22 protein-coding genes, 1 tRNA gene and 1 pseudogene are annotated in these 25,261 nt (G+C 37.1%); 10 read left to right on the top strand and 14 right to left on the bottom strand.

The window, feature by feature from the left end; translation table 11 throughout:
* The first annotated feature begins 19 nt into the window (after positions 1 to 19).
* The 5 genes and pseudogenes from traN to EO766_RS18385 form a co-directional block, all read left to right on the top strand.
* Positions 20 to 865: a conjugative transposon protein TraN gene (gene traN / locus EO766_RS04185; RefSeq protein ID WP_074418224.1), complete on the top strand. Its 846-nt coding sequence runs from the start codon at positions 20 to 22 to the stop codon at positions 863 to 865.
* A gap of 86 nt (positions 866 to 951) precedes the next feature.
* Positions 952 to 2,112, top strand: a complete 1,161-nt coding sequence (locus tag EO766_RS04180) for a hypothetical protein (RefSeq protein ID WP_287100703.1) — start codon at positions 952 to 954, stop codon at positions 2,110 to 2,112.
* A gap of 38 nt (positions 2,113 to 2,150) precedes the next feature.
* Positions 2,151 to 3,206: a hypothetical protein gene (locus EO766_RS04175; RefSeq protein WP_141676781.1), complete on the top strand. Its 1,056-nt coding sequence runs from the start codon at positions 2,151 to 2,153 to the stop codon at positions 3,204 to 3,206.
* 15 nt (positions 3,207 to 3,221) lie between these two features.
* Positions 3,222 to 3,512, top strand: coding sequence for a hypothetical protein (locus EO766_RS04170; RefSeq protein WP_074418222.1), 291 nt, complete (start codon positions 3,222 to 3,224; stop codon positions 3,510 to 3,512).
* A gap of 215 nt (positions 3,513 to 3,727) precedes the next feature.
* Positions 3,728 to 4,516 (top strand): annotated as a pseudogene (locus tag EO766_RS18385) (recombinase family protein); the annotation flags it as partial.
* Positions 4,517 to 5,241: 725 nt separating this feature from the next.
* On the opposite strand, the gene EO766_RS04165 reads toward EO766_RS18385, so the two are convergent.
* A tRNA-Asp gene (locus tag EO766_RS04165) sits at positions 5,242 to 5,315 on the bottom strand.
* Between the two features lie 130 nt (positions 5,316 to 5,445).
* Between EO766_RS04165 and EO766_RS04160 the strand changes: the two genes are divergently transcribed.
* From EO766_RS04160 to cmk, 3 genes are all read left to right on the top strand, one after another.
* Positions 5,446 to 6,441, top strand: a complete 996-nt coding sequence (locus EO766_RS04160; protein WP_074418221.1) for an acetyl-CoA carboxylase carboxyltransferase subunit alpha — start codon at positions 5,446 to 5,448, stop codon at positions 6,439 to 6,441.
* 79 nt (positions 6,442 to 6,520) lie between these two features.
* Positions 6,521 to 7,411, top strand: a complete 891-nt coding sequence (gene dapA, locus EO766_RS04155; RefSeq protein WP_074418220.1) for a 4-hydroxy-tetrahydrodipicolinate synthase — start codon at positions 6,521 to 6,523, stop codon at positions 7,409 to 7,411.
* Between the two features lie 39 nt (positions 7,412 to 7,450).
* Positions 7,451 to 8,134, top strand: coding sequence for a (d)CMP kinase (gene cmk / locus EO766_RS04150; protein WP_074418219.1), 684 nt, complete (start codon positions 7,451 to 7,453; stop codon positions 8,132 to 8,134).
* A gap of 78 nt (positions 8,135 to 8,212) precedes the next feature.
* On the opposite strand, the gene EO766_RS04145 is transcribed toward cmk, so the two are convergent.
* The 3 genes from EO766_RS04145 to EO766_RS04135 are packed head-to-tail and all read right to left on the bottom strand — an operon-like array spanning position 8,213 to position 12,757.
* Complete coding sequence (locus EO766_RS04145; protein ID WP_074420018.1) at positions 8,213 to 9,886, bottom strand: sodium:solute symporter family transporter; 1,674 nt, start codon at positions 9,884 to 9,886, stop codon at positions 8,213 to 8,215.
* Positions 9,887 to 9,914: 28 nt separating this feature from the next.
* Complete coding sequence (gene xylA, locus EO766_RS04140) at positions 9,915 to 11,243, bottom strand: xylose isomerase (RefSeq protein ID WP_074420019.1); 1,329 nt, start codon at positions 11,241 to 11,243, stop codon at positions 9,915 to 9,917.
* An 11-nt stretch (positions 11,244 to 11,254) separates the two neighbouring features.
* On the bottom strand, positions 11,255 to 12,757 hold the full coding sequence (locus EO766_RS04135; RefSeq protein ID WP_074420020.1) for a xylulokinase: 1,503 nt from the start codon (positions 12,755 to 12,757) through the stop codon (positions 11,255 to 11,257).
* Between the two features lie 169 nt (positions 12,758 to 12,926).
* On the opposite strand from EO766_RS04135, the gene EO766_RS04130 reads away from it, so the two are divergent.
* Positions 12,927 to 13,775 carry an AraC family transcriptional regulator gene (locus tag EO766_RS04130; RefSeq protein ID WP_068242888.1) on the top strand — a complete coding sequence of 283 codons (849 nt, stop codon included), beginning with the start codon at positions 12,927 to 12,929 and terminating at the stop codon, positions 13,773 to 13,775.
* On the opposite strand, the gene EO766_RS04125 is transcribed toward EO766_RS04130, so the two are convergent.
* The 4 genes from EO766_RS04125 to EO766_RS04110 all read right to left on the bottom strand — a co-directional run bounded on the left by EO766_RS04125 (position 13,776) and on the right by EO766_RS04110 (position 17,984).
* Positions 13,776 to 14,639: a universal stress protein gene (locus EO766_RS04125; protein WP_074420021.1), complete on the bottom strand. Its 864-nt coding sequence runs from the start codon at positions 14,637 to 14,639 to the stop codon at positions 13,776 to 13,778.
* A 155-nt stretch (positions 14,640 to 14,794) separates the two neighbouring features.
* The gene (locus EO766_RS04120) at positions 14,795 to 15,685 is read right to left on the bottom strand and encodes an OmpA/MotB family protein (RefSeq protein ID WP_218330722.1); all 891 of its coding nucleotides are present in this window, start codon (positions 15,683 to 15,685) and stop codon (positions 14,795 to 14,797) included.
* Between the two features lie 158 nt (positions 15,686 to 15,843).
* A complete protein-coding gene (locus EO766_RS04115) occupies positions 15,844 to 17,235 on the bottom strand; it encodes a sensor histidine kinase (RefSeq protein WP_218330723.1) in 1,392 nt (463 codons plus the stop codon).
* 50 nt (positions 17,236 to 17,285) lie between these two features.
* On the bottom strand, positions 17,286 to 17,984 hold the full coding sequence (locus EO766_RS04110; protein WP_176712979.1) for a response regulator transcription factor: 699 nt from the start codon (positions 17,982 to 17,984) through the stop codon (positions 17,286 to 17,288).
* Positions 17,985 to 18,167: 183 nt separating this feature from the next.
* On the opposite strand from EO766_RS04110, the gene EO766_RS04105 reads away from it, so the two are divergent.
* Complete coding sequence (locus EO766_RS04105; RefSeq protein ID WP_218330724.1) at positions 18,168 to 19,571, top strand: chloride channel protein; 1,404 nt, start codon at positions 18,168 to 18,170, stop codon at positions 19,569 to 19,571.
* A gap of 98 nt (positions 19,572 to 19,669) precedes the next feature.
* On the opposite strand, the gene EO766_RS04100 is transcribed toward EO766_RS04105, so the two are convergent.
* From EO766_RS04100 to EO766_RS04075, 6 genes are all read right to left on the bottom strand, one after another.
* Positions 19,670 to 20,008: a hypothetical protein gene (locus EO766_RS04100; protein WP_287100698.1), complete on the bottom strand. Its 339-nt coding sequence runs from the start codon at positions 20,006 to 20,008 to the stop codon at positions 19,670 to 19,672.
* Positions 20,009 to 20,297: 289 nt separating this feature from the next.
* Positions 20,298 to 20,678 (bottom strand): hypothetical protein, encoded by a 381-nt coding sequence (locus tag EO766_RS04095; RefSeq protein WP_141676738.1) that lies wholly within the window; start codon positions 20,676 to 20,678, stop codon positions 20,298 to 20,300.
* 9 nt (positions 20,679 to 20,687) lie between these two features.
* Entirely contained in the window at positions 20,688 to 21,830 is a 1,143-nt protein-coding gene (locus EO766_RS04090; RefSeq protein WP_074417698.1) for an RHS repeat protein, read from the bottom strand.
* A 149-nt stretch (positions 21,831 to 21,979) separates the two neighbouring features.
* On the bottom strand, positions 21,980 to 22,357 hold the full coding sequence (locus tag EO766_RS04085; RefSeq protein ID WP_074417697.1) for a hypothetical protein: 378 nt from the start codon (positions 22,355 to 22,357) through the stop codon (positions 21,980 to 21,982).
* 339 nt (positions 22,358 to 22,696) lie between these two features.
* A complete protein-coding gene (locus EO766_RS04080; protein ID WP_074417696.1) occupies positions 22,697 to 23,218 on the bottom strand; it encodes a type II secretion system protein GspG in 522 nt (173 codons plus the stop codon).
* Positions 23,219 to 23,250: 32 nt separating this feature from the next.
* Positions 23,251 to 25,261: RHS repeat-associated core domain-containing protein (locus EO766_RS04075; RefSeq protein WP_287100697.1), on the bottom strand; the 2,011-nt coding region annotated here is incomplete at its 5' end.

Below are 25,261 nucleotides of genomic sequence, written 5' to 3'. Positions count from 1 at the left end.
ATCATTAAAATTCCAGAAGATGAAAAAGATCAGTGCAGTAATGGTAATGGGATTTTCCCTTTTTGTTACATTTTTCAGCGCCCAGGCGCAACAGGCAATCGGTAGTGTTCAGGTCAGATCAATTGAGCCTTACCAGGTTGCTATATCATTTTTCAAAACAACTAACATTATTTTTTCACATGCTATCATCAGTGTAGATCGTGGCAGTAAAGATGTCCTTGCACAGAAAGCCAAAGGCGTGGAAAATATCTTGCAAATAAAGGCAGCAAAGGAGGGTTTCCCAGAAACTAACCTTACTGTTGTAACGGCAGACGGAAAACTTAATTCTTTCCTTATAGATTACGCAGATCAGCCTTCCATACTAAACCTGTCACTGACTGGTAGCGAGCCGACGAATACCATTTTCCTTTCACCGGAAAACATTAATCAGGCCATTGTAGAGCGTTACGCAAAAACAGCGATCCTGTCGAAAAAGAAAGTAAGGGGGATTAAGGATAAAGATTTTGGTATCCGTCTCCGAATGAATGGCCTCTTTATTCAGGGCAATGTGATGTACATGCGCATCAACATCGAAAACCAGTCCAATATCAATTATGATATTGACCAGCTTCGTTTCTTTATACGCGATCAGAAAAAAGCGAAACGAACGGCAACCCAAGAAATAGAAATATTGCCTGTTCTCACCTATAATAATACCGATAAAATTAAAGGGCAGACCAGTAATACTATTGTGTTTGCGCTGTCAAAGTTTACTATTCCTGATAAAAAATACCTGGCCATACAACTCATGGAAAAGAATGGTGGCAGGCATCTGGAATTGCATATCAAAAATAAGACAATCGTAAAAGCACTACCGATTGATTGACTTAAAGACGGGATAGCTTGGTAATGAAGCCAACTATTCTATTCCCGTCGAATTGAACCTGTATTTATTTCCTTAAAAAAATGAATATGAAAATCAGTAAAGATGATTATCAGGATATTTTGGAATATCTCGTGAGAAAACGTGAGGAGGGTGAAGAATTTGTCGCTTTCCTCAGCGAACCCTACCCTCTCAATAAGGAAGATCTATCCACCTTCCCTACACAATATGAGGCTCAGGAGTTCTGCTATGAAATGTCAACCGATGTAGATAACTATGACTATCTGGCAATAAGGTCCGCTTACAGAACAATGACACAGGCTGTTGAAAACAATGACCTGATGATTGAAAGGGAAGGTATTGTTGATGTATCCTTAATGGTAGCGATGTATTATCAGCAATTAGAAACAGAACAATTAAATAACAATCAAAATTCAAAAATCATGAATCAGAAAAATTTTGAATACCTGCGTGATCAGGTAAAGTACACAGGTTTTGGTGAAGGGTTAGAAAATGACCTGAAGCAAAAAATTGAAGAAGGCAAACCGGAATTTAAGTTGCAGTATCAAACGCAGTATGGCAATGATTCGGTTTCTGCAACATTGAATTTCAGTCAGTCGAAACAAAGTGATATGTACTTCTTCAATTCCTACCAGGCCAGCTTGCAAAAAGAAAACAGTGCTGAAAAAATGGAGCAGTCCTTTTACATCAACAAAGGCAGTAATATCACTTTGAAGGAAGCTTATAATCTGATGGATGGCAGATCTGTCAATAAAGACCTCACCAATAAGGAAGGTCAGGTTTACAATGCCTGGGTACAGATGGACTTTAAGCAGAGTGATGATAACGGCAACTTCAAATTGAAGCATTATCATCAAAATTATGGTTACGATCTGGAAGCTACATTGTCTAAACACCCGATCAAAGAATTAAGTAATGATGATTTTAAGGCCAGCTTGCTCGACAGTCTTAAAAAAGGGAACCGGCAATCAGCAACCTTTTTGCAGAACGACACAGAGCAAAAACAATACATCGAGGCCAATCCCCAATTCAAGACAATCAATATTTATGATAGCGGCATGCAAAGGCTGGACAATCGCCAGGCAAAAACAGAAAGGCAATCCGAAGGCGAAAGCAATTCGGTTAAACAGGACAGTAAAAAGGAAAGGCAGACACCTGCTGAAGATGATGGTCCTGAAATACCGAAGGCTGCGAACAAAAGAAGGAAAAAGCAGGCGCAATCCATGTAATGGGCAACAGGATATTATATAACATAAAATGTTGACTTATGAACAACCAGCATCCCGTAAACAGAGTGGAAATGGAGCTGAACCAATGGCGTTCAAGGGAAGAGCGCTTCAGTAAACTGTTTTCATTTAGTCTTTCATCCAACAGTGTGTTACTCAAAGAAAAACTGGAATACTATGATCGCATTGCGGCAAAGTATAAAGGCACACAGGATTCGGATGAACGCTTTGGGCTGAAGGCACTAAGACAAGAGAGAAATCGGATAGAAAAGCAGCTCTATCCAAATCTCCTAATACGCCTGTTACGCAGGTTGTTGGTTGTTCCCTTTAAAGAGCAGGTTATTGTACGGCAGAACGAGCGACGGACTGAACAAAACAATCAACTGTTGCATAGTCAATTACAACGTTCCGGGTTTTCCGGTCTTTCTAAAAAAGTAGAGGAACAGATCAGGCAGGGGCAGCCTCAATTTGTACTCCCGGTTTCTTATTATATCAATGATAAAGAGAGGCTGGATCATCAGCTATCATTTGTCAAAGATCAGTCCGGGCAATACAGGTTTGAAGGTTATAAAATCAATCTACATAACGAGACAAAGCCTGAAGAACAGCGACAACAGTATTTTGGGATGAGGACAGACTACAATATAAATACTACTGAAGCTTATAACCTGCTTACCGGCCGTGCCATTCAAAAAGAAGGAACCTGGATGCAACTTGACCTGAATGATAAAGATCCGCATCGCAATTTCCGTATTAAAGAATTTCATTCCGGCTATGGTTATGATCTTCAAAAAATATTACAGCAAATACCCTTAAAAGAATTGCTCAATAAGAATGATGCGGATAAGCTACATGATGCACTAAGGCAAGGGAATCGACAGTCGGTAAGCTTTATAAAGGACGGTAAAGAACAACGCTATTATATTGAAGCCAATCCTCAATTCAAGTCAGTAAATATTTATGACGAACATTCTAGAAAGGTAACGCTCAATACCGCATTAGGAAACAAAACGATGCAAGCGGTTAAATTGACGCATAAAATCAATGAACGGCAGGAAAAAAATCACATGAAAAAGAATGCTATGCGTGTAAGCTAACAACGATTAGACATAATGGAGCAGTTAAACCCTTTATCTGATTTCTTTTCAGCCATACAACAGGATGGCCGTATCAGCATCACGCACATAGGTATATATGCTGCTTTGCTGCAATACCGTATAGATAATGGTTTTATCAATCCCATTCAGGTTTTCAGCCATGAGATTATGCAGCTTGCTAAAATATCTGCTCCAATAACATACCACAAATGTGTGAGGGAATTAAGTGAATACGGATATATCAATTATATGCCTTCTTTCAAACGTAATCAAGGGAGTAAGATTTATTTTCCTGATTACAGATAAGAACAATTAGAAGTGATGAAATTAAAAACTTAGCAAAGCCCGTAAAGGGCTTTTGCTGTCTAAACAGAGGAGGTGCAAAGTGGAAGAGGAAATGAACAGGCCTGTTTATCAGACAGAAAGTAATGAAAATAAAGAGAATTGTTTCTCATCATCCGAGCTAAAATTGCTAAATTTGATAGCAGAGTTAGTAGTTAATATTTCTATAAGAGAGAGCTATGAAAAAAGCAATACGATACCTACGCTTCAGCGATAGAAAGCAAAGCAACGGGTCAATAGAAAGGCAAGAGTTATATACTGGTCAATGGGTAAAAAATAATGAAGTTGAATTAGTCGATACTTTCATCGACCGGGGATACAGCGCAAAAACATTTGATCGTCCTGATTTTAAAAAACTACAGGAGTTTATTTCCAAACACCATAAAAGGGTTGATTATCTCATCGTAGACCAGTTGGACCGATTTAGCAGAAACGCAAGTGAGGCTATGGGGTACGTGAAAAAATTGCAGCAAACTTACAGCATACAAATCGTTAGCGTAACTGAAGGTATCACTTTTGACTATGATACACCCGGCAGCTTTTTTAGGGCTGGACTTCAATTATTACTTGCTGAAGAAGACAATATCAATAGGAGCATCAAAGTTCGTGGCGGAATTTACACTGCAAAAGCAAAGGAAGGTCGGTACATCTACAAAAATCCTCCATTTGGCTATTATAAGGTTGGGGAACGCAAAGAGAGGCGACTTGTAATAGACGAGTCGCAGGCTGCAGTAGTCAGGTTTATATTTACAGCATTTTTAAAAGAGGTGCCTATATATCTCATAGCAGAACAAGCCAGAGAGAAGGGCTTTAGAAGGTCTGGCAATGTGGCTATACAGCGCATTCTTAGTTATCCTCTTTATGCAGGAATGCAATATGTTGAGCCTTTTAAGACCTATCCCGGTGGTTTGTTTCCTGCACAACATGACCCAATTATAGACCTTGCTACATGGGAGCAAGTGCAACGCAAGCTTAAAAAACCTGAAAAGGAAAAGGTAGTAGTCAGCGATGAAATGCCTCTGAGAGGTGTATTGAAGTGCTCATGCGGAAAACCTTTAACGGGAGCACCTTCACGTGGAAAGCTTGGCCGTTACTACTACTATTATAAATGCAATAAGACAACACACCTCAATTTGAGTGCAATAAAAGCTCACGATCAGCTTCGTCAGGTTTTTGGCTTAATGAGCATGCCTGATAAAGCAATTAAAGTCATTAGGAATAGCGCCGACAGGATATTTGAAAACAAGATAGTGGAAGATAAACGGCTATTGGAAGACAAAAAAAGGGAGCTTGCTTCAGAGGAAGCAAAGCTGTTTTCAATAGAGGAAAAGTGGATTACAAACAAAATAACGCAGGATACTTATGAAAGATGGTTTAGCACAATTAACAACTCAAGAATATCTCTAAGAGCTTCAATTGAGCGTTTAAGTGGTAACCAGGATAAGACGTATAAAATTCTTCAAAAGAATTTGGATAAACTTTCTGACCTTGAATTTGTGTTCACAAACACGAATACACTGGAGAAACAAGAGTTGGTAAAGCTGGGGTTCGAGCAAAATCTTTACTATCATGATGGGGTGTATCGAACCCCGACAATGATAGATTTACTTGCTCATAACTCTCACATAATGAGGGAAAAAGGGTTGCTTATATATGAAAAAAAGCGGGAGAATTTTTCAATTCCCCCGCTCAGCGGACCGGACGGGACTCGAACCCGCGACCTCCGCCGTGACAGGGCGGCATTCTAACCAACTGAACTACCGATCCTTTTCCCATTTTTAGGTATTTACTCCTGTTTTCGGGACGGCAAAGATAAGGGGATTGATATTTTCAAAACAAATCTTTTCTAAAAAAAATTACAAACCCTAATTTTACCGCATCAATCATACTTTTAACTATGCCACAATACCCCAACAGACAATTCCTCGACTTCGAACAACCTATTAAAACCTTGTACGAAGAAATAGAAAAATTAAAACAAACTGCTGAAAAAAGCAAAATAGATATGAGTGACAGCATTCAGAAATTAGAGAATGCTATCATTGAAAAAAGAAGAGAAATTACCGCTTCGCTTACACCATGGCAAAGGGTACAGTTGAGCCGCCACCCCGACAGACCCTACACTCATAAGTACATTGAAAAAATGTTAACCAATTATGTAGAACTCCATGGTGATAGAAACTTTCGCGATGACAAAGCCATGATTGGCGGTTTTGCACAATTAGATGGCGAAACAGTAATGGTAGTTGGGCAACAAAAAGGTATTAATACCAAAATGCGCCAACAGCGTAATTTTGGTATGGCCAATCCGGAAGGTTACCGAAAAGCACTTCGGTTAATGAAGTTGGCAGAAAAATTCAATAAACCTGTGATTACTTTTATTGATACACCCGGTGCCTATCCAGGATTAGAAGCAGAAGAACGTGGACAAGGTGAGGCTATCGCCCGTAACATTTATGAAATGATTCGTTTAAAAGTTCCCGTTATCTGTGTCATCATTGGCGAAGGTGCCAGTGGCGGTGCACTCGGCATAGGTGTGGGCGATAAAATACTCATGATGGAAAATACCTGGTACACCGTTATATCGCCTGAAAGCTGTAGTTCTATTTTATGGCGTAGCTGGGATAAAAAAGAAGTGGCTGCTGAGCAATTGCGCCTTACTTCAGTTGATATGAAAGGATTTGGACTGGTAGATGAAATTGTACCTGAACCAATAGGTGGTGCACATTGGGATTATAATCAGGCAGCTGCTCTTTTAAAAACATCTATCAGCAATGCATTAGCGTTAGTGAAAAATACAGACCCGGAAATACGCATTCAACAAAGAATTGAAAAATTTGGCAAAATGGGCTTTTGGGATGAATTGCCTGTTGAGCCGGCTGAAGCACAATAAGTATCGTCCCTTGCGTCGCACACTTGTACTACAGTACACCATGCAACAAAACAACAATTAACCATCATTATTCTATACAATGAACTCTCTACATCAAATATTGAAAGGTACCGGTGTTGCTATTATTACCCCTTTCACTGCACAAAAAGCTGTAGATTATCCTGCACTTGGCCGGGTAATTGAACATATTATTTCCGGTGGTGCCGAATATATTGTAACATTAGGCACAACAGGAGAAACTCCTACCTTAACCAAAGACGAAAAAATTGAAATTGTACACTTTACTTTTGAAAAAGTAAACAACCGGATTCCTGTAGTGGTAGGTATTGGTGGAAATAATACCCAATCTGTAATAGATGATGTACAATCCTATCCACTTGAAAAAGCCGCTGCTATTTTGAGTGCTGCACCCTATTATAACAAACCATCCCAGCAGGGTATTTATGAGCATTATAAAGCCATTGCTCAATCTGCACCCAAACCGGTTATTTTATACAATGTACCCGGCCGTACCGGCAGAAATATAACGGCAGCTACTACACTGCGACTGGCACACGAAGTACCCAATATTGCAGGCATGAAAGAAGCGAGTGGCGATTTTCAACAATGTATGGATATTTTACGCGACAGACCATCTGATTTTTTAGTAGTAAGCGGCGATGATGCTATAAGCTTACCACTGATTGCATTGGGAATGGACGGTGTTATCAGCGTAGCAGCCAATGCATTCCCAAAAGAATTTTCTACTATGATACGGTATTGCCTTGACGGCAATTTTAATTTGGCCAAACCCTTACACTTCAAACTTTTACATGCATTCGATTATATGTTTGTTGAAAATAATCCGGCAGGTGTAAAAGCATTTATGCATCATTTAACCCTGATTGAAAATTCCGTTCGTTTACCGGTGGTGCCTGTAAGCACAGAATTAGACCAGAAAATACAAAAATGGCTGCAACAGTTTCAGTAGCAAACCGTTTTCTACTGTTTGCGCATTCTAAAGCATTGTATGAAGAAAATAATCATAGCAATAGATGGTTACTCATCCTGCGGTAAGAGCACATTAGCCAAAGCATTGGCTAAAAAATTACATTATGTTTTTATTGACAGTGGCGCTATGTACAGAGCCATTACTTTGTATTTCATTCAACATAAAATTAAAACCAATCATGAAAACGAAGTTGCTGAAGCTTTAAAACATATTCATTTGGCATTTGAGTTTCATCCGGAAACAGAACAAAATAACATGTTACTGAATGGGATCAATGTAGAAGCCGAAATAAGAAATATGGCAGTAAGTGCAAAAGTGAGTGAAGTGGCCGCTATACCCGCCGTTAGAAAATTTGCAGTTGCACAACAGCAGCAAATGGGCCGTTTAAAAGGCATTGTTATGGATGGCAGAGATATTGGTACCACTGTATTTCCACAAGCAGAATTAAAAATATTTGTAACTGCCGATCCTGCCATAAGGGTTGAACGCCGTTTTAAAGAATTGTTTGCACAGAACAAAAATATAACGATTGAAGATGTAAAAGCCAATTTAGAAATGCGGGATTATATTGACACCAACAGAACGGAAAGCCCACTACGTAAGGCAAATGATGCTAAGGAATTAAATAACAGCAACTTAACCAAAGAAGAACAGTTAAACATTGCGTATAAATGGGCAATGGAAACGACTCACCAAAAATAACTTTCAATATCCCTTATATTGAAAGTGGCCTGCATTAAAAAACAGGCCATTTTATTCAAAAAACTTGTATACTTATTGCTACCAGAAAACGGTATACAATGCCGCTATAATGCCACAAACAATCAATACCCCTACCGTAAAAGCGGGGCTTAGTTTAAACATGGAACGATCAATTTCTAAACCTTTGGTAGTTTCGCCTCGCCTGTTTTCAATCGTACTGATAACATACATTCCAAAAATGCAAATCACAAATACAAAACCCATTCTGTCTAAAAATGGAATTTCAAAAACACCTGATTCATTAGGTACTGCAAACCCATAAGGTGACAAGAAAGACAGATTTATGAGCATTGGCAAAAATTTAAAAACAATTGACATAGCAAAGCCGCCAATGGTAGCAAATAAAGCTGCATTTGAAGTGGTTTTCTTCCAGAAAAAACCCAGTATAAACATGGCAAAAATACCCGGTGATACAAATCCGGTATACTCCTGAATATACTGAAAGCCTCCTTTTTTATCGATGCCCATTAAGGGCGCAATGATGATAGCCAGTATCATTGCCACTACTACTACAATTTTTCCTACAACAACTGTTTTTTGTTCAGTAGCAGCCGGATTAATTTTTTTCTTATAAATATCTAATGTAAAAATGGTAGAAATACTATTGGCTTTACCGGCTAATGAAGCTACTACTGCAGCGGTAAGTGCTGCAAAAGCAAGCCCTTTTAATCCTGCCGGTAATAAATTCAATAAAACAGGATAAGCTTTATCGGTATTTACTTCGCCATTCTGTAACATAGCATGTTGAAAATCGCCCTGTTGGTATAAAACAAATGCAGCAATACCGGGTAATACCACAATTACAGGCATCAACAACTTTAAAAAAGCAGCAAACAATAATCCACCACGTGCAGTTTTTAAATCGGCTCCTAATGCACGTTGGGTAATATATTGATTACAACCCCAGTAATTTAAATTTACGATCCACATACCGCCAATTAAAACTGTTAATCCGGGCAAATCAATATAATTCGGATTATCTCTTTTCAAAATCATATGGAAATGATTATTGGCATGTGTCATCATTAAATGAAACCCTTTTAGCAAACCTGTTGCACCAAATTTATCGGCCACTAAATTTAAAGCAAGGTAGGTAGTCACCAATCCACCTAATATTAAAAAGAAAACCTGAATAACATCCGTATATCCAATTACTTTCATACCACCCAGCGTAATAAAGATGGCAAACACGGCCAATAAATACATACAAAAAGTAGTGTTAATACCCGATATGCTGTTAATAGCCAAAGCACCTAAATATAAAATGGAGGTAAGATTCACCACTACATACAACAACAACCAAAATACCGCCATAATCATTGCTACGGTTCCATTGTAACGCTGGCTAAGGAACTGAGGCATGGTGTAAATCTTGTTTTTCAAATAAACAGGTATGAAAAAAATGGCCACAATCATTAAAGTAGCTGCAGCCATCCACTCATAAGTAGAAATTGCAAGGCCCATTTTAAACCCATTACCACTCATGCCAATGAACTGTTCGGCTGAAATATTTGAAGCAATTAATGATGCACCGATGGCCCACCAGGTTAAAGAACCTTCTGCCAAAAAATAATCGTGTGAGGCAGTGGTGGTTACTTTCTTTTTTCGTTTATACACCCAATATCCATATACCGAAACAATAATAAAATAACATAAAAAAACTAAGTAATCGAATAAATGAAGGCCTTGCATACTTGGGATTTATTGATGAATAAACAAATTAAATATAACGATTAATAATGCTTTCAAGATATTCCTGTTGACCACTAATTGTAGCAGGTGTTCCTTGTTTAACAGCAAAATTTCTTAAATCTTCCAATGATAATTTACCCTCTTCAAAAGCTTTGCCCTCGCCGGAATCAAAACTGGCATACCGTTGGGTACGTATTTTTTTGTAATCAGATTGGGTTAAAATTTTATCGGCAATTTCCAAAGCTCTGGCAAATGTATCCATGGCACCAATATGGGCATAAAATAAATCAAGGTTATCGGTAGAATTTCTTCTGCGTTTCGCATCGAAATTAATACCACCGCCTTTAAATCCACCTGCTTCCAAAATAACCAGCATAGCTTCTGTTATTTCATTGATATTATTGGGAAACTGATCGGTATCCCATCCATTTTGATAATCACCACGATTGGCATCCATACTGCCCAATACACCTGCATCAACCGCTACTTGTAACTCATGTTGAAAAGTATGTCCGGCCAGTGTAGCGTGATTTACTTCAATATTCAATTTAAAATCATTCAATAAATCATATTCACGTAAAAAGCCAATCACTGTTTCACTATCATAATCATATTGATGTTTGGTAGGCTCACAAGGTTTGGGTTCAATAAAGAAAGTGCCGGTAAAGCCATTTCTTCTGGCATAATCTTTTGCAGTATGTAAGAAGCGGGCCATGTGTTCTTTTTCACGCTTCATGTTTGTGTTCAACAAGCTCATATAGCCTTCTCTTCCACCCCAAAACACATAATTGGCACCGCCCAAAGCAATGGTAGCATCTAATGCAGCTTTTACCTGAGCAGCAGCATGTGTTAACACTAAAAAATCAGGATTAGTAGCTGCTCCATTCATGTATTTGCGATGGCTGAATAAATTAGCAGTACCCCACAATAATTGCACACCACTATCTGTTTGTTTTTGCTTTGCATATTCAACCATTGTTAACAAGCGCTTTTCGTTTTCAATCAAATCATTGGTAAAGTCTACCACATCTACATCATGAAAACAATAAAATGGCATATTCATTTTGGTGATAAATTCAAAAGCAGCATCCATTTTATCTTTGGCACGTTCTATAGGATCTGCCTTCACATTCCAGAGATACAAATGTGTTGGCTCACCAAACGGATCAGCGCCATTACCAACAAACGAATGCCAGTAAGCACAAGCAAAACGTAACCATTCTTTCATGGGTTTGCCCGCAACTACTTTTTCAGCATTATACCATCTAAAAGCAAGTGGATTGTCGGTTTCCGGCCCTTCATATTTTATTGCGCCGGTTTCTTTAAAAAACAATTGGTTTCCTGTTACTACATTCATATTATTACAATTTAAAGTGATTGAATAGGATTGCTTAATTTTTCATTTAATAATGCTTCCCACCGGTTATAAATCTGACTATATAGTTCCATTTTATTTTTATCGGGCATCATAACGGCAACGGGTTGCTGATGCTGCATTGCTTCCTGAATAGAGTTGTAGGCACCTGCTCCAATTGCTGCGCCCATGGCTGCGCCAATACTTCCATCGTTGTTATACAAATGCAAGGGCACACCGGTATTTTGAACAAAAATATCGGCAAACACCTCACTCAAAAACATATTGGCTTTTCCGGCACGGATAACCTTGGGTACCAGTTTATTTTCACGCATTATGTTTAGGCCATATTTAAAAGCAAATGCAATACCTTCCTGTGCTGCTCTATATAAATGTGCTGAAGAGTGTATATTCAAACCAATGTTTGCAATATGCGCCTGTAGGGTTTTATTTTGCAATATCCGTTCGGCACCATTACCAAATGGTAACATCAAAAGTCCATCACTCCCAAACGAAACTTGTGCAGCCAAATGGTTCATTTCTGCATAAGATATAGACGCACCGCTAATTTTTCGCAACCAACTATTTAAGATGCCTGTACCATTAATACAAAGCAATACGCCAATACGTTGTGCATCATTGGTATAATTTACATGCGCAAAACTATTGATGCGGGATTGCCGATCGAAAACAAGCTGGTCGGTAACCCCATAAATAACACCCGATGTTCCTGCTGTGGCAGCAAATTCGCCGGGTTCAGATACGTTGAGAGAAAGTGCATTGTTAGGCTGATCGCCGGCTTTGTAAGTAATCGGTATGCCGGGTTGCAATTGAAGTTGTGCGGCTACATCGGGTAACAATGTACCATGTTCTCCAAAAACAGGCTGAACAGTGGGAATATAATCTGCACTAAAACCAAAATAATGCATAACAGCAGCAGATAGTTGACACTGTTGAAAATCCCAAAAAACTCCCTCCGACAAAGCTGATACCGTTGTTGTGGTTTGTCCGGTAAATTGTAATGCAATATAATCACCTGGTAAAAGTATCTGATAAATCTGATTGTAGAGGTGTGGTTCATGCTGTTGAACCCAGGCTAATTTAGAAGCAGTAAAATTGCCCGGTGAATTGAGTAAATGCGTTAAACAATAATTTTCACCCATTGCTTGAAATGCTGTATCGCCAATAGTTACGGCTCGACTATCGCACCAGATAATACTATTTCGGATTACCTCATGCTTTCGATTAATCATCACCAATCCATGCATTTGATAGGCAATTCCAATGGCTTTAATTTCTTTTGGAACATACTTTTGGGTAGCATGGGCTTTTAAAATAGCCTGTTGAACATCCTCCCACCATTGGGTGGGTGCCTGTTCGGCCCATCCATTTTCAGGGGAAATTATAGCACGTTCTTTTTCGGGATATTGCACTGTTACAACAATGCGTGCTGTTGCAATTTCAACTACTGAAACTTTAATGGAGGAAGTTCCTACATCTATTCCTAACACATACATAATAAAACATTTTCAATATGGCAATCAAATTTTGCTGTTCAACACAATTCAAAAGTAGGTGGTGCACAGAGATTGAAACAACTGCTATTTTTAAAAAGAAATATTCTATCTTATCATTTTTACCTAATTTTCAGAATATTTTCTGATAAAATAGAGGTTATTTTCAATTATGCAACCACTCATTCAAAAAATTCATATTGCACAAGACAGCTCATTTGCGTGCCGAACCTATAGAACACCAAACTTTGAAACCAATTGGCACCAGCATGAAGAATATGAATTAATTTTAATTACCGAAGGTCAGGGAACGGCCTTAATTGGAGATTATGTTGGTAATTATACAGTAGGAGATATCTTTTTTTTAGCCGGAAATTTACCACACTGGTTTAGAAAAGCACATCATAAAATGATAGGCAGTGCCATTGTTGTGCATTTTACCAAACATTTTTTAGGAGAGTCATTTTTAATGTTACCCGAATTAAAAAGCGTTTATCATTTACTAACTGGAAATAATAATGGATTGCAACTTCAAAAAACTTTGCAAAATAAGATTGCAAAAGAAATAAGTGCCTTAGAAAAATTAAACGGATTAAACAGTATTACACAATTATTGCATTGTTTGCATGCTATTAGCACATCAAACGAATATCAGGTTATCACTGCCAACTTTTCGCTAACTCCCTCTTCCAAAGAAAACTCAGTGATTGAAAAAGTATTTGAATACTCATTAAAAAATTACCTGAAACATATTACTTTGGAGGAAGTTGCAGCCATTGCAGAAATGAGCATTCCAACATTTTGCCGATTTTTTAAAAAAAATATTAAAAAAAGTTATTTTGATTTTTTACAGGAGCTGCGTATTGGACATGCCTGTAAACTTTTACAAACAGGTAATCATAATATTTTAGATGTTTGTTATAACAGTGGGTATAATAGTTGGGCACATTTTAGCAAACAATTTAAACAGGTAAAACAGGTAACCCCATCTCAATATAGAAAACAGTTTAAGCTGGGTTAATTAAATGGCAGGTTGCAGCATTAACACCTGCAAAGGAGATATCGGACTCAAAAAATCGGCCAATGAACGTTTAATAATACTTTTTTTACCGGGTGTTCCTTTTTCAGGATTAATAAGAATCATGTCAGCATTTACCTGATGCGCATATTTAATTAATATTTCAGGTGCATATACGCCAGAAAGCATTTTATAGTGGGGATTGAACCCCTCGTCTTTTAATTTTTTATACGTTAAATAAAACACATCTGCTATTATTTTTGACTGGGCTTCATTATCATTTAAAATGGTGATAATATAAATCTGAGCATTGTATTTCTTTGCAAAAGCAGAAGCCAATTCTATTTTTTTATCGGGCAAAAACGAATATACCGGTATTAAAATAGATTTGATGGAATGATTCATGGTTCCCGCATTCACACTTAAAACCGGACAGCCTGCGTGTTGGATAATATAATTGATATTGATGCCTGTTTGGTAAAAAATATTTTTTAATGTTTGACGGATAGACAATACCAGATCAATAGATGCGAGATTGATGTATTGCACCAATGCATGATTAACAGAGGCATCTACAACAATCTGAGTATATATGATTGCATCCGGAAATGCCTGAAATACCCTGGCCTGTATTTCATTCAACAACATTTCTGCTTCAATTTTTTTTTGCCTGATACGGCTATTTTTTAAAGCTCGTTGTTGTTGCGGTTTAAGGCCAATAAATTTTCTCCAGCTAAAATATTTAATTACCCAAACAAAATGCAGTTCGGTGCAGGGATGTTCATACAAATCTTTTAACTTATGAATTGCAATTTCTGCATCAATATTATTATGAATGAGAATTAATATTTTTTGGAAGGGCAGCATTTACATAATTTAAACAAAACAAACATACGTTACCGAAATTAACAGGCTATTAGTGTGAAATTAGAAGTATATTAAACATAAAATAAGAAAGCCGCACTTAGAAAAGTGCGGCTTTTAATTAACCCTGCTTGAGTATATGAGAAAACCTTAAATATTTATTGGTTATTTTTTTCGAGTAATTTGAAGAACTGATCTAATTGTGGTAAAATAATGATTCTTGTTCTTCTATTTAAAGCTCTGCCTTCTTTGGTATCATTAGATGCAACGGGTACATACTCACCTCTACCGGCAGCAGTAATTCGTTTAGGATCTATTTGATAGTTATGTTGTAAAATTCTTGTAACAGCAGTAGCACGTTTAACACTTAAATCCCAGTTGTCTAATAATAATCCATTTCGATAAGGTTTAGAATCGGTATTACCTTCTACCATAAAATCAATATTAGGATGTGCATTCAAAACTTTAGCTACTTTACCCAATACTTCTTTTGCCCTGTTGGTAACATTGTAGCTACCACTGTTGAACAATAATTTATCAGAAATATCAATGTACACTACATCTTTTTCAACTTTAATATTAATATCAGTATCATTAATATCACTTAAAGCACTTTTCAAATTCATTACCAATGCCATGTTTAAAGAATCTTTCCGGGCTAAAGATGCTTGCAAGTTGTTGATGTACAAATCTTTTGCATTTAAATTGGCCAATGATTGTTTGATACTCTCTGCCTGAGATCCGGAAACAACAGAAAGATCTTTTAACTGATCGAGTACTCTGGTACTGTTTTGTTTCAGATAACCAATCTGGTTATTCAAATCATCAATTCTGGCTTGTAAAGCTGCTTTTTGTTTGGCAAAATCGCTTGCCTGATCATTCAGATTTTTCATATTACCCTGACATTCCCTTAATTCATTTTGCTTGGCAACATAAGCGGAATCTAATTGATTGTATTTGGCTTCGGCAGTACGTAATTTTTTGGGGCTAACACAGGCTCCAAATAAAATAAGAGAGGAAGCAATGAGTAAAAGACTGGGAAGTTTCATTGTGGTGTATTTAATTTTTTCATGCAGCTTTTCAAAACATAATACAACAAAATGTACTTTTAATATGCTTTGAAAAGGTTGTTTTTTTACAACAGGATGCAAGATAGAATGGTACAATTAATCGGTAATTAGTATTGCATTAGAAAGCAATTAGAAATTTAAATAAGATGGAATGACCTGCCAATGGGTAGAATAATTGTAAATTCTGAGCCTTTTCCTTTTTCACTTTTGATGATGATATTACCCTTGTGCATTTTTATAATTCTGAGTGCCAATGGGAGGCCTAAACCAAAACCTTGTTTATTATCCCCTTCTTCGCCCCGATAAAAAGGCTGAAAAATAAGATCAATATCGCTTTGAAGAATGCCCGGTCCGTTATCACTGACCATAATATTCAACTCATTTTCAGAAAATACCAGCGAAACATTTGCAGTATGATTATGTGAATACTTACAGGCATTTATAACAATATTTCTGATGGCACTGTATAATAAATCTACATTTCCAAATACTAATAGTTTGTCTTCATTTTCCGGAAATGTTTCAAAGTGTAGCTCTACAAAATATTTGGCATCTGCTTTACGTAATTCAACCGGTAAACGCATTAATAATTCATCAATCCTAACTAACGATAGTTCAATACCATCTGATGTACCACTTGCTTTTGCAATTTCTAATAAACTACGGGTTAACTGGTTCAGGTTTTTCACATCATCGTACACAGAATAAATGACCGACTTATATTCTTCTGCGGAACGTTCATTTTGAAGTGTAATTTCTAATTGACTGGAAATAGCTGTTAAAGGGGTTGATAATTCATGAGAAGCATTGGCAATAAACCTACGTTGAATTTCAAATGATTCCTGAAGGCGGTTTAACAACTCATTAAATGTTGAAGACAATTGGTACAGTTCATCTTGGGGTTCTTTTATTTCAATTCTGCGAGATAAATTTTGAGAGGAAATTTCTTTTACTTCTCTTGTAATTTTTTGAATGGGGTGTACTATTCTTTCAGAAAAGAATAGCCCCGAAAGAAATGTGATGAGAACACCTAAAATAAAGCTGAAGAATAAAATCCATTTTAATTCATCTAATTTTTGTAACCCATCTTTATCAAATGCGGCACCAACTACAATATAATTGTGTGCATCATCCAAATAGTTTACAGCCACTACATCTCTTCCTTCGTAATTAAAAAAATAGATTCCTTTTGTTTTTGCCCTGTTTAAAACAGCACTATTAACATGTACCGGTGCTATATTTTCGTCCGCATAACTATATATAATTTTACCGGAGGCATCAAACACCTGAAAGCTTTTCTGGTCTAAAGATATCTGCGTTATTTCATCAATGCGCCGTAATAAATTTGGATTAATACCAGTAACTTTTAATAATAAACTTACTGTTGTAATAGCTCTGTTCTTTATGCGTTCCCGAAATGAAAATGCCCTGTTTAGATTGGAAAAATAAAAGATAGACAGGCATAATAAAAGCAGAATACCAGACACCACCAGTGTAAACAAAAATGTAATTCTATACTTAATATTCATATTGCTGCTTTAATCATTTCCTAAAAAGTATAAAAACAGGCTATTTATGTTTACCGGTTGTGTTCTTCCTTTAATACATACCCCATGCCTACCTGTGTATGAATTAATTTAGTTGGAAATTGTTTGTCAATTTTATTACGCAAATAGTTTACGTACACATCAATTACATTGGTTTGTGTATCAAAGTCAATATCCCAAACGCTTTCAGCAATATCTGCCCTGGATAAAACACGATTTCGGTTACGCATAAAATATTCCAACAACTGAAATTCTTTGGCAGTAAGAATTATTTTTTTATCGCCTCGTTTTACTTCCTTGCTATCTAAATTCATTTCCAGATCTGCCACACGTAAAATATTGCCCATGGGCATTTGCTGATTGATGGTTCGCTTCAGCAGCGCCCTTATTCTAACCAATAACTCTTTAAACTCAAAAGGTTTTATTACATAATCATCCGCACCGGCATCAAAACCTTCAATCTTATCATCGGTTGTGCTAAGCGCAGTGAGCATGATTACCGGTATGTGCTGATTTTGGGTACGAATAAATTTGCATAAATCATAACCATTCATGCCTGGCAAATTCACATCTAATATAATTACATCATATTCATGTTGCTGGAAGAGTCGTTTGGCAATAGCCCCATCAAAAACAGCTTCTACATAATAGCCATTTTCTGTTAAGCCTTTTTTTAAGGCCTGAGCAATTTTAGTTTCATCTTCCACTAATAAAATCTTTCTTTCATCCATATGAATATTTTAGAACTATATTTTTTGAATCATTTTCATTATTTTCACCTCAATCCATCAAATGATCAACCTAATTCTAATTGGTTATTAATATCCGGAACGCATTTTTTTTAAGACCTTTGCGATTCGAAAAAATGGATTTAGTGAAATTTAATATCAAAAATAGTTATAGAATCCGAATACATGGCGATAAAAGGGAAAATTAGAGCAATTGGTAAGCAGATTTATGACAGATTGCATAATGACAGGCTTAGAAAAAACATTTTGAGTGCTATACCTTATTGGGTTGCCTCTTTATTGGTGGGATTGATTGCAGTGTACTATGGCAGAGCATTTTCGTGGGCCGAAAATATGGGAATGCAATTATTTACAACACACCGTTATTTATTATTTATTATTCCCCCCATTGCATTTGTGGTAGCCTGGTGGTTGGTGAAACAATTTGCACCATTTGCCAGGGGAAGTGGTAATCCGCAGGTAATTGCTGCCATTGAACTGGCTAAACCACATAATGAAGAAAAACTGACGAAGCTATTGGGTTTAAGAATTATTTTTATTAAAATATTATCCAGTTTGGTATTTATTTTTGGTGGGGGTGTTATTGGCAGAGAAGGCCCTATTATACACATTGGCAGTTCTGTATTTAGAAAAGTGAATGAATGGTTACCCGACTGGTGGCCCAAAGTTTCTAAACGTTATATGATTATGACAGGTGCTGCCGCCGGTCTTGCAGCCGCCTTTAATACCCCTTTGGGTGGTATTGTGTTTGCCATGGAAGAACTCACCAAAACGCATATCAGTAATTTTAGAACCTCCATCTTCTCTGCTTTAATTATTGCCGGATTAACTACACAGGCATTGGCAGGTCCCTTTCTGTATCTGGGCTATCCGAATGTAACCCATCTATCTAATTTTGTATTTATTCCTGTAATTATTGTAGCCATTATATCGGGTGTAGGAGGTTCAGCTTTAGGATATTATGTTTTAAAAATATTAAAGTGGAAAGAAAGTTTTAAACACACTTATCAAACCATACTATACATTGTAATTGGCGCTTTTATTTTAGCATTCATGGCCTATTTTATTGATATAAGGGTACTAAATTCAGGAAAAGATTTAATGACCAACACCTTGTTTAGTAGTGATAAACACTTACCCTGGTATTTGCCCATTTTACGTACGGTAGGTATTATTATTTGTAATCCTATGGGCGGTGCTGCGGGTATTATGGTAAACTCACTCAGTGCGGGGTCAACAGTAGGTGCTGTTGTGGGCGGTTGGCTCCATCTTTCTGCCACAGATACCAATGTGCTTATTTTGGCCGGCATGGCTGCTTTTTTAACCGGCATCAGCAGAACACCCTTTACCTGTGCTATTTTAGTATTAGAAATGACTGATCGGCATACACTTATTTTTCACTTATTGCTCGCAGCAATGGTAGCCAATATGGCTGCACTGATTATTGACAGACATTCATTTTACGACCGTGTGAAAGATAAATTCATTGATGAATTAAACAAGGAAGAAGAAATGGAGAATGAGAAAAAAAACAATAGCGTAGCACCAACTTTATCCTCTAATTCATAATATATTACCAATGCCTGATTCAAATTTAAAACCATTGGAATTGTTTTCACAAAGTTTTTGGTTTTGGTTAATGAATATATAAATACATCCTTTCACATTTAAATAGTACTGTTTATATATTCAATAGTCCGGTAAGAATTTGATGTGGAAATATGAAAAAGTTGGATACAATAAAAGGTAAAAGAAAAGGGATTAGTTATGTGTGAAAACAACAAAGCCCTTGAAGATATTCCCGCCATTGTTAAGCCAAACGGATAATAATGCGTCTCTTCAAGTATTGGTCCTCGTGTATGCACTACCTGTACATTATCAAAGAACACATCTACCGGACTTTCATTGCTGCAGTAAATATAAATATACCCATTTTTAGGTATTTGTATACCCTGCATACTGGCATCATTGTGGTGGTCTTTTACTACACCACTACTGCCTACCACACTAAAGCCATCACTAATATACTGAAATTGGTAATTCTATACAATTTAATTGATATAAGACTTTTGCAGAAATTGCATGGGATAATAATACCAAAATAAAAAAGACAACCTTTTGCAAGATGGCCTTTTGAAAGAATATGTTGGCAGTGGTGGGGTTTTGATATAGAGGTGATTATTGGATGAAATTTGCTACGGGTAGCTGCAAGCTACAAGAAATTACGGCGTAGGCTAAGCCATACGACGAGGGGAAATTTTATGTTGGATAAACTTAAACTACGCTTAGGTTGGGCTATAATTTTCCAGGTTTTAAAAAAGCAACTGAAAAAATTAATAAAAAAGATAACACTACATATACAGCAACAATAGCATTACCTCTCTTTCTTTTTTTTGCACTTTCGTGTGAATATTTATTAAGAACAGCGGTATATTTATTTTTTCTGTAGTAAAGCATTGCTAAAATAATCATTACTGCAGTAAACCATGCTCCTTGTTTTGGATCCTTAAATAAAAAAGTACCAATGCCTATTTTTGCTAAAAAAGCGTTTACTATCATAAAATTTGCACTTATTAAACCTCCCAAGTATATTGGTGTTATATACTGTGGTATATCTTTTAATGAGCCTGTTAAAGTAGCTCGATATAATTTATAATATAAATAATCTAAAATCATGTTCTGCATTTAATGACTATCTATCCAGCTATAAAAATCATCTCCCCAAATCGCATCTGCTAATCCAATTCCAATTGAAATACCCCAGCCAACAACCGGAATAAATCCTGCTGCAACAGCAGCACCTTGAACAGTAAGTCTAGTAGTGTTGCCTAAAGTTGGATTATTTATTTCTTTTGCAATAGCATAACCTGCACTCACAACATTACCAGCTACTCCAACAACCTTTAATGTTGTACCTAATGCACCAGCCTGTTTAGCAAGTCCAGCCAACTGTGCAGCTTCTTCACTTCCTGTTGCGACTTTAGCTGCATTACTTGCTAATTTTTCCCCTTGCTGTACACCCTTTTCTAATATATCACTTCCCATGCCTACCACTGTTGCAACCTTTTCTGTAGGTGAAGCTTTTTCCAGTTCTGTATTAGCAGGATCAGGTGTGGTTGTAGTGGATTTACCATTTTCAAATTTGGTAGTTGAACCATCCGCATTTAATTGATATCCCTTATTATCTGTTGCAGTATACCTAAATGTTTTACCAAGGTATATAGCTCCTTTTTCATTTGCCTGCTTTTTATTATGTACGCTTTTATCAAAAACAGGTGTATAGGTTCCGTTTGCATTTTTATAGGCTAACCAATCGTTAAATGAAGCTGCTGAAGTAGTATTGTCTCTAACACCATATTCACCTTCATATTCCTCCGCTTCCATACCATCTTTATCAACAAATCTTTCCGGGTTATCCAATGCATAGTTATAGGGAGAAAAGCGGCGCATTTGTTCAGCCAATGGGTCAACTCCATTCCACCTGCCTAATTGGGGGTCTTGCAGCCGGGCACCAAAATCATACAGTTCTATACCACTGCCATCACTAAACTCCCGGTGCTGTAATTCCTTGCCATTGTATTTGTATTTATTTTCTATAACGCCTGCTGCTTTACTGCTTATTCCCGCCATTGTCAATCCAAATGGATAATAATGCGTCTCTTCAAGTATCGGCCCTCGTGTATGCACTACCTGTACATTATCAAAGAACACATCTACCGGACTTTCATTGCTGCAATAAATATAAATATACCCATTTTTGGGTATTTGTATCCCCTGCATAGTAGCATCATTATGATGGTCTTTTACTACACCACTACTGCCTACCACACTAAAGCCTCCGCTAATATACTGAAATAATAATGCTATACAAAATTATTGATATATTGAATGAAAATTGGTGATGGTAGATGAAAACTACAAAAATGTGCGGCGTAGGCACAGCCATACGCCGAGGGAAAAATTGAATTTTCGATAAACTACGCTGAGATGGGGTCAACACCATTCCATCTGCCTAATTGAGGGTCTTGCATTCTAGCGCCAAAATCATACAGTTCTATACCACTGCCATCACTAAACTCCCGGTGCTGTAATTCCTTGCTATTGTATTTGTATTTGTTCTCAGTGCCGCCTGCTGCTTTACTGCTTATGCCTGCCATGGTTAACCCAAAAGGATAATAATGAGCCTCTTCCAAAAGCGGCCCTCGGGTATGTACTACCTGCACATTATCAAAGAACACATCTACCGGACTTTCATTGCTGCAATAAATATAAATATACCCATTTCTCGGTATTTGTATACCCTGCATGCTGGCATCATTGTGGTGGTCTTTTACTACACCACTACTGCCTACCACACTAAAGCCTCCGCTAATATACTGAAATTAATACTGCTATACAAAATTATTAATATGGGTTTTGCAAGAAATTCATGAGTGTTTAATATCAAATAAAAAAGCAACCTTTAACTATATGGCCTTTTTAAAGAATTTGTTGGCAGTGGTGGGGTTTTGAGGTAGAGGTGATTATTGGATGAAATTTGCTACGGGTAGCTGTAAGCTACAAGAAATACGGCGTAGGCACATCCTTACGCCGAAGGGAAATTTTTATGTTGGATAAACTTAAACTACGCTTAAGTTGGGGTTCAGTCTATGTAGAGGGCTTTGTTGTTATAGCGTACCTAAAAAAATATCAGTTTATTTTTTTATCAACCCAAATTTAATTGAGTCTTTATCAGAAACAATAGGATATATATCATCAGCTGTATTTGGTATTCCATCAATGCCAACTGAAAACAATGTATATTTTTCTCCTATCTTCTTATACTCAAAAGTAGTTTTTATATTATTATCCATCTTTCGGGTTAATAATGGGTCATAAATCAAAACCATTTTATCACTTTCTCTTAATTGCTCTAAACTATCAGGATATGTTCCTTTCTGTAATTTGTAAAATTCTATTGATTTCACCAGGCTGTTCAACTCCGTTTGAGATATTTTTGCAAAGCCATTGGTAGCATTTTTCCCATATTTTAAATTATAAAAAACAAAAGAATAAACTGCTACTGTTATAATTAAGCCAATTGAACCAATAATTACAAGTTTTCTGTCTTTATATCTAAAAATACCATAAAAAATCAATCCCAACCCAACAAAAGCTCCTATTAATGGAATTAAGCAAAGTAACCCAAGTAAATATGGTGGTTTATTATTTTTCATAATAATTTTCTTAAAATTTGTACTAGAATAATCTAAAATGCAATAGCTCCTAACCCTCCTGTTGAAATAATAAAAACTGCAGCAGCGGCAGCAGCCAAGGTGCCTCCTCCTGCCTTAAATGTTACATCTCCCCCTGTTATAGCTCCTTTTGAAGTATGGCTTCCACCAACAGAAACTTGACCTAACCCATTCCCAATACCCACACCAACATGCCCCTCATATCCAAATGCACCAAGACCTAGTGAAAGCGAAGCATCTGTACCATACCCAAAAGTAAGGACACCTCCAACAGTCACAGAACCCCCTTCTACTTTACCGTTATTAGTTGATGCATCTGTAGTAATTAGACTCCCCTCTTTTCCAGTAACAACACCTGTGTATTTTGACATATTAAGCTCATCACCCCATCCTGACTTCCAACTATCTTCGTTAGAAAATTTATTTGTAGCTGTCGAGCCGGTTAAATTTCTCTGCTCCTCTCCGCCAGATTTATCACCTGTCTGTTTCACAGTAATTCCACCGGGTGTTATAGGGCCATCTTTCTTCTTTTTATTTTTATCCCCTCCATCAGACTCTTCGGAGCTGCCTCCCCCACCAATTTCACCACCAACTGTTGTTACTGTTAAACCACCTTCAAATGTTGAGGAATGATTATAAATAGAACCGGCAATATCATCTGCCCAATTAGAACTTTCCGCTTCCATCCCATCTTTATCTATAAATCTTTCAGGGTTATCTAATGCATAGTTGTAGGGAGAAAAGCTGCGTATTTGCTCTGCCAATGGGTCAACACCATTCCATCTGCCTAATTGCGGGTCTTGCAGCCGGGCACCAAAATCATACAGTTCTATACCACTGCCATCACTAAACTCCCGGTGCTGTAATTCTTTGCCATTATATTTGTATGGGTTCTCTTTTCCGCCTGCTGCTTTACTGCTGATGCCTGCCATGGTGAGTCCGAACGGATAATAATGGCTCTCTTCCAAAAGCGGCCCTCGTGTATGCACTACCTGCAAATTATCAAAGAACACATCTACCGGGCTTTCATTGCTGCAATAAATATAAATATACCCATTTCTCGGTATTTGTATACCCTGCATGCTGGCATCGTTATGGTGGTCTTTTACTACACCACTACTGCCTACCACACTAAAGCCTCCGCTAATATACTGAAATTGTTCATTAAAAATAATATAATTAATGTAAGCCCTAGGTACGGTAGAAGAAGTGGGTAACCTGCCAGATGTTAAAAAACTACCAACTCCACTGCTGTTGTTACCTATACTACTTAACTGGCTTCCTGTTATTGCCCCATGTGTAGCAGCAGCCATTGGATTAGCAGGTGTACCCAATAAGCCACTTAACAGAGTTAATATAGGTAAATTATAATTGCTATTATCATTAGTGTTATTTTGGCTGTAATAGCTTTTTCCAAAAATATCAATTACATCACCGGCCATTACTTTTAGTGTAATACCTAGTCCGCTTTTATCGCCAGTACTACTGTTTAATTTATATACCTGTGTACTATTAGCAGTCGTATTGCTATTGGGGTTGTTGTTGGGTATGCCATTATTATTTGGGTAAGTTGGCATAAACCGGGGGTTGGGTACAATGGCTGCAGGATTAATACTATAATATTGGTTTTCTATATACGCAGCACTGGTATTGCTAGTTATGCTGCCTTCAACTGTAGCAGCAGGGTATATGTCTTGTTTTTGCTCATCGGTCAGTACCATTCTTACATTACCCAAATGGTCTTTAATAAAATAATCCATTACAAAGCTGGCCGGTACACTGCCAACTGCGGGTATAAATCTTGCTCTACCTTCCTCATGACTTACAAATTGCAACACGTCATTCTGATACACAAACCCATTAATGTAAAGTGTTGTATTAGTAACTGCAGGGTTCAAGGTATTATCCGTTGTTATTTTTGCCAGCTTGTTACCCGATGCATCATATACATATTGAATGTTTCCTTTTGCTGTTACACTTACCTGTTGTGGCAGGTTTAAATAATTGTATTGTATGCTGCTAATG

Origin of the sequence: Hydrotalea sp. AMD, assembly GCF_004100315.1 — a bacterium.
Lineage (GTDB): Bacteria > Bacteroidota > Bacteroidia > Chitinophagales > Chitinophagaceae > Hydrotalea > Hydrotalea flava.
The sequence above is the reverse complement of the archived record's forward strand: the minus strand, read 5'-3'. Positions and strand labels throughout refer to the sequence as shown.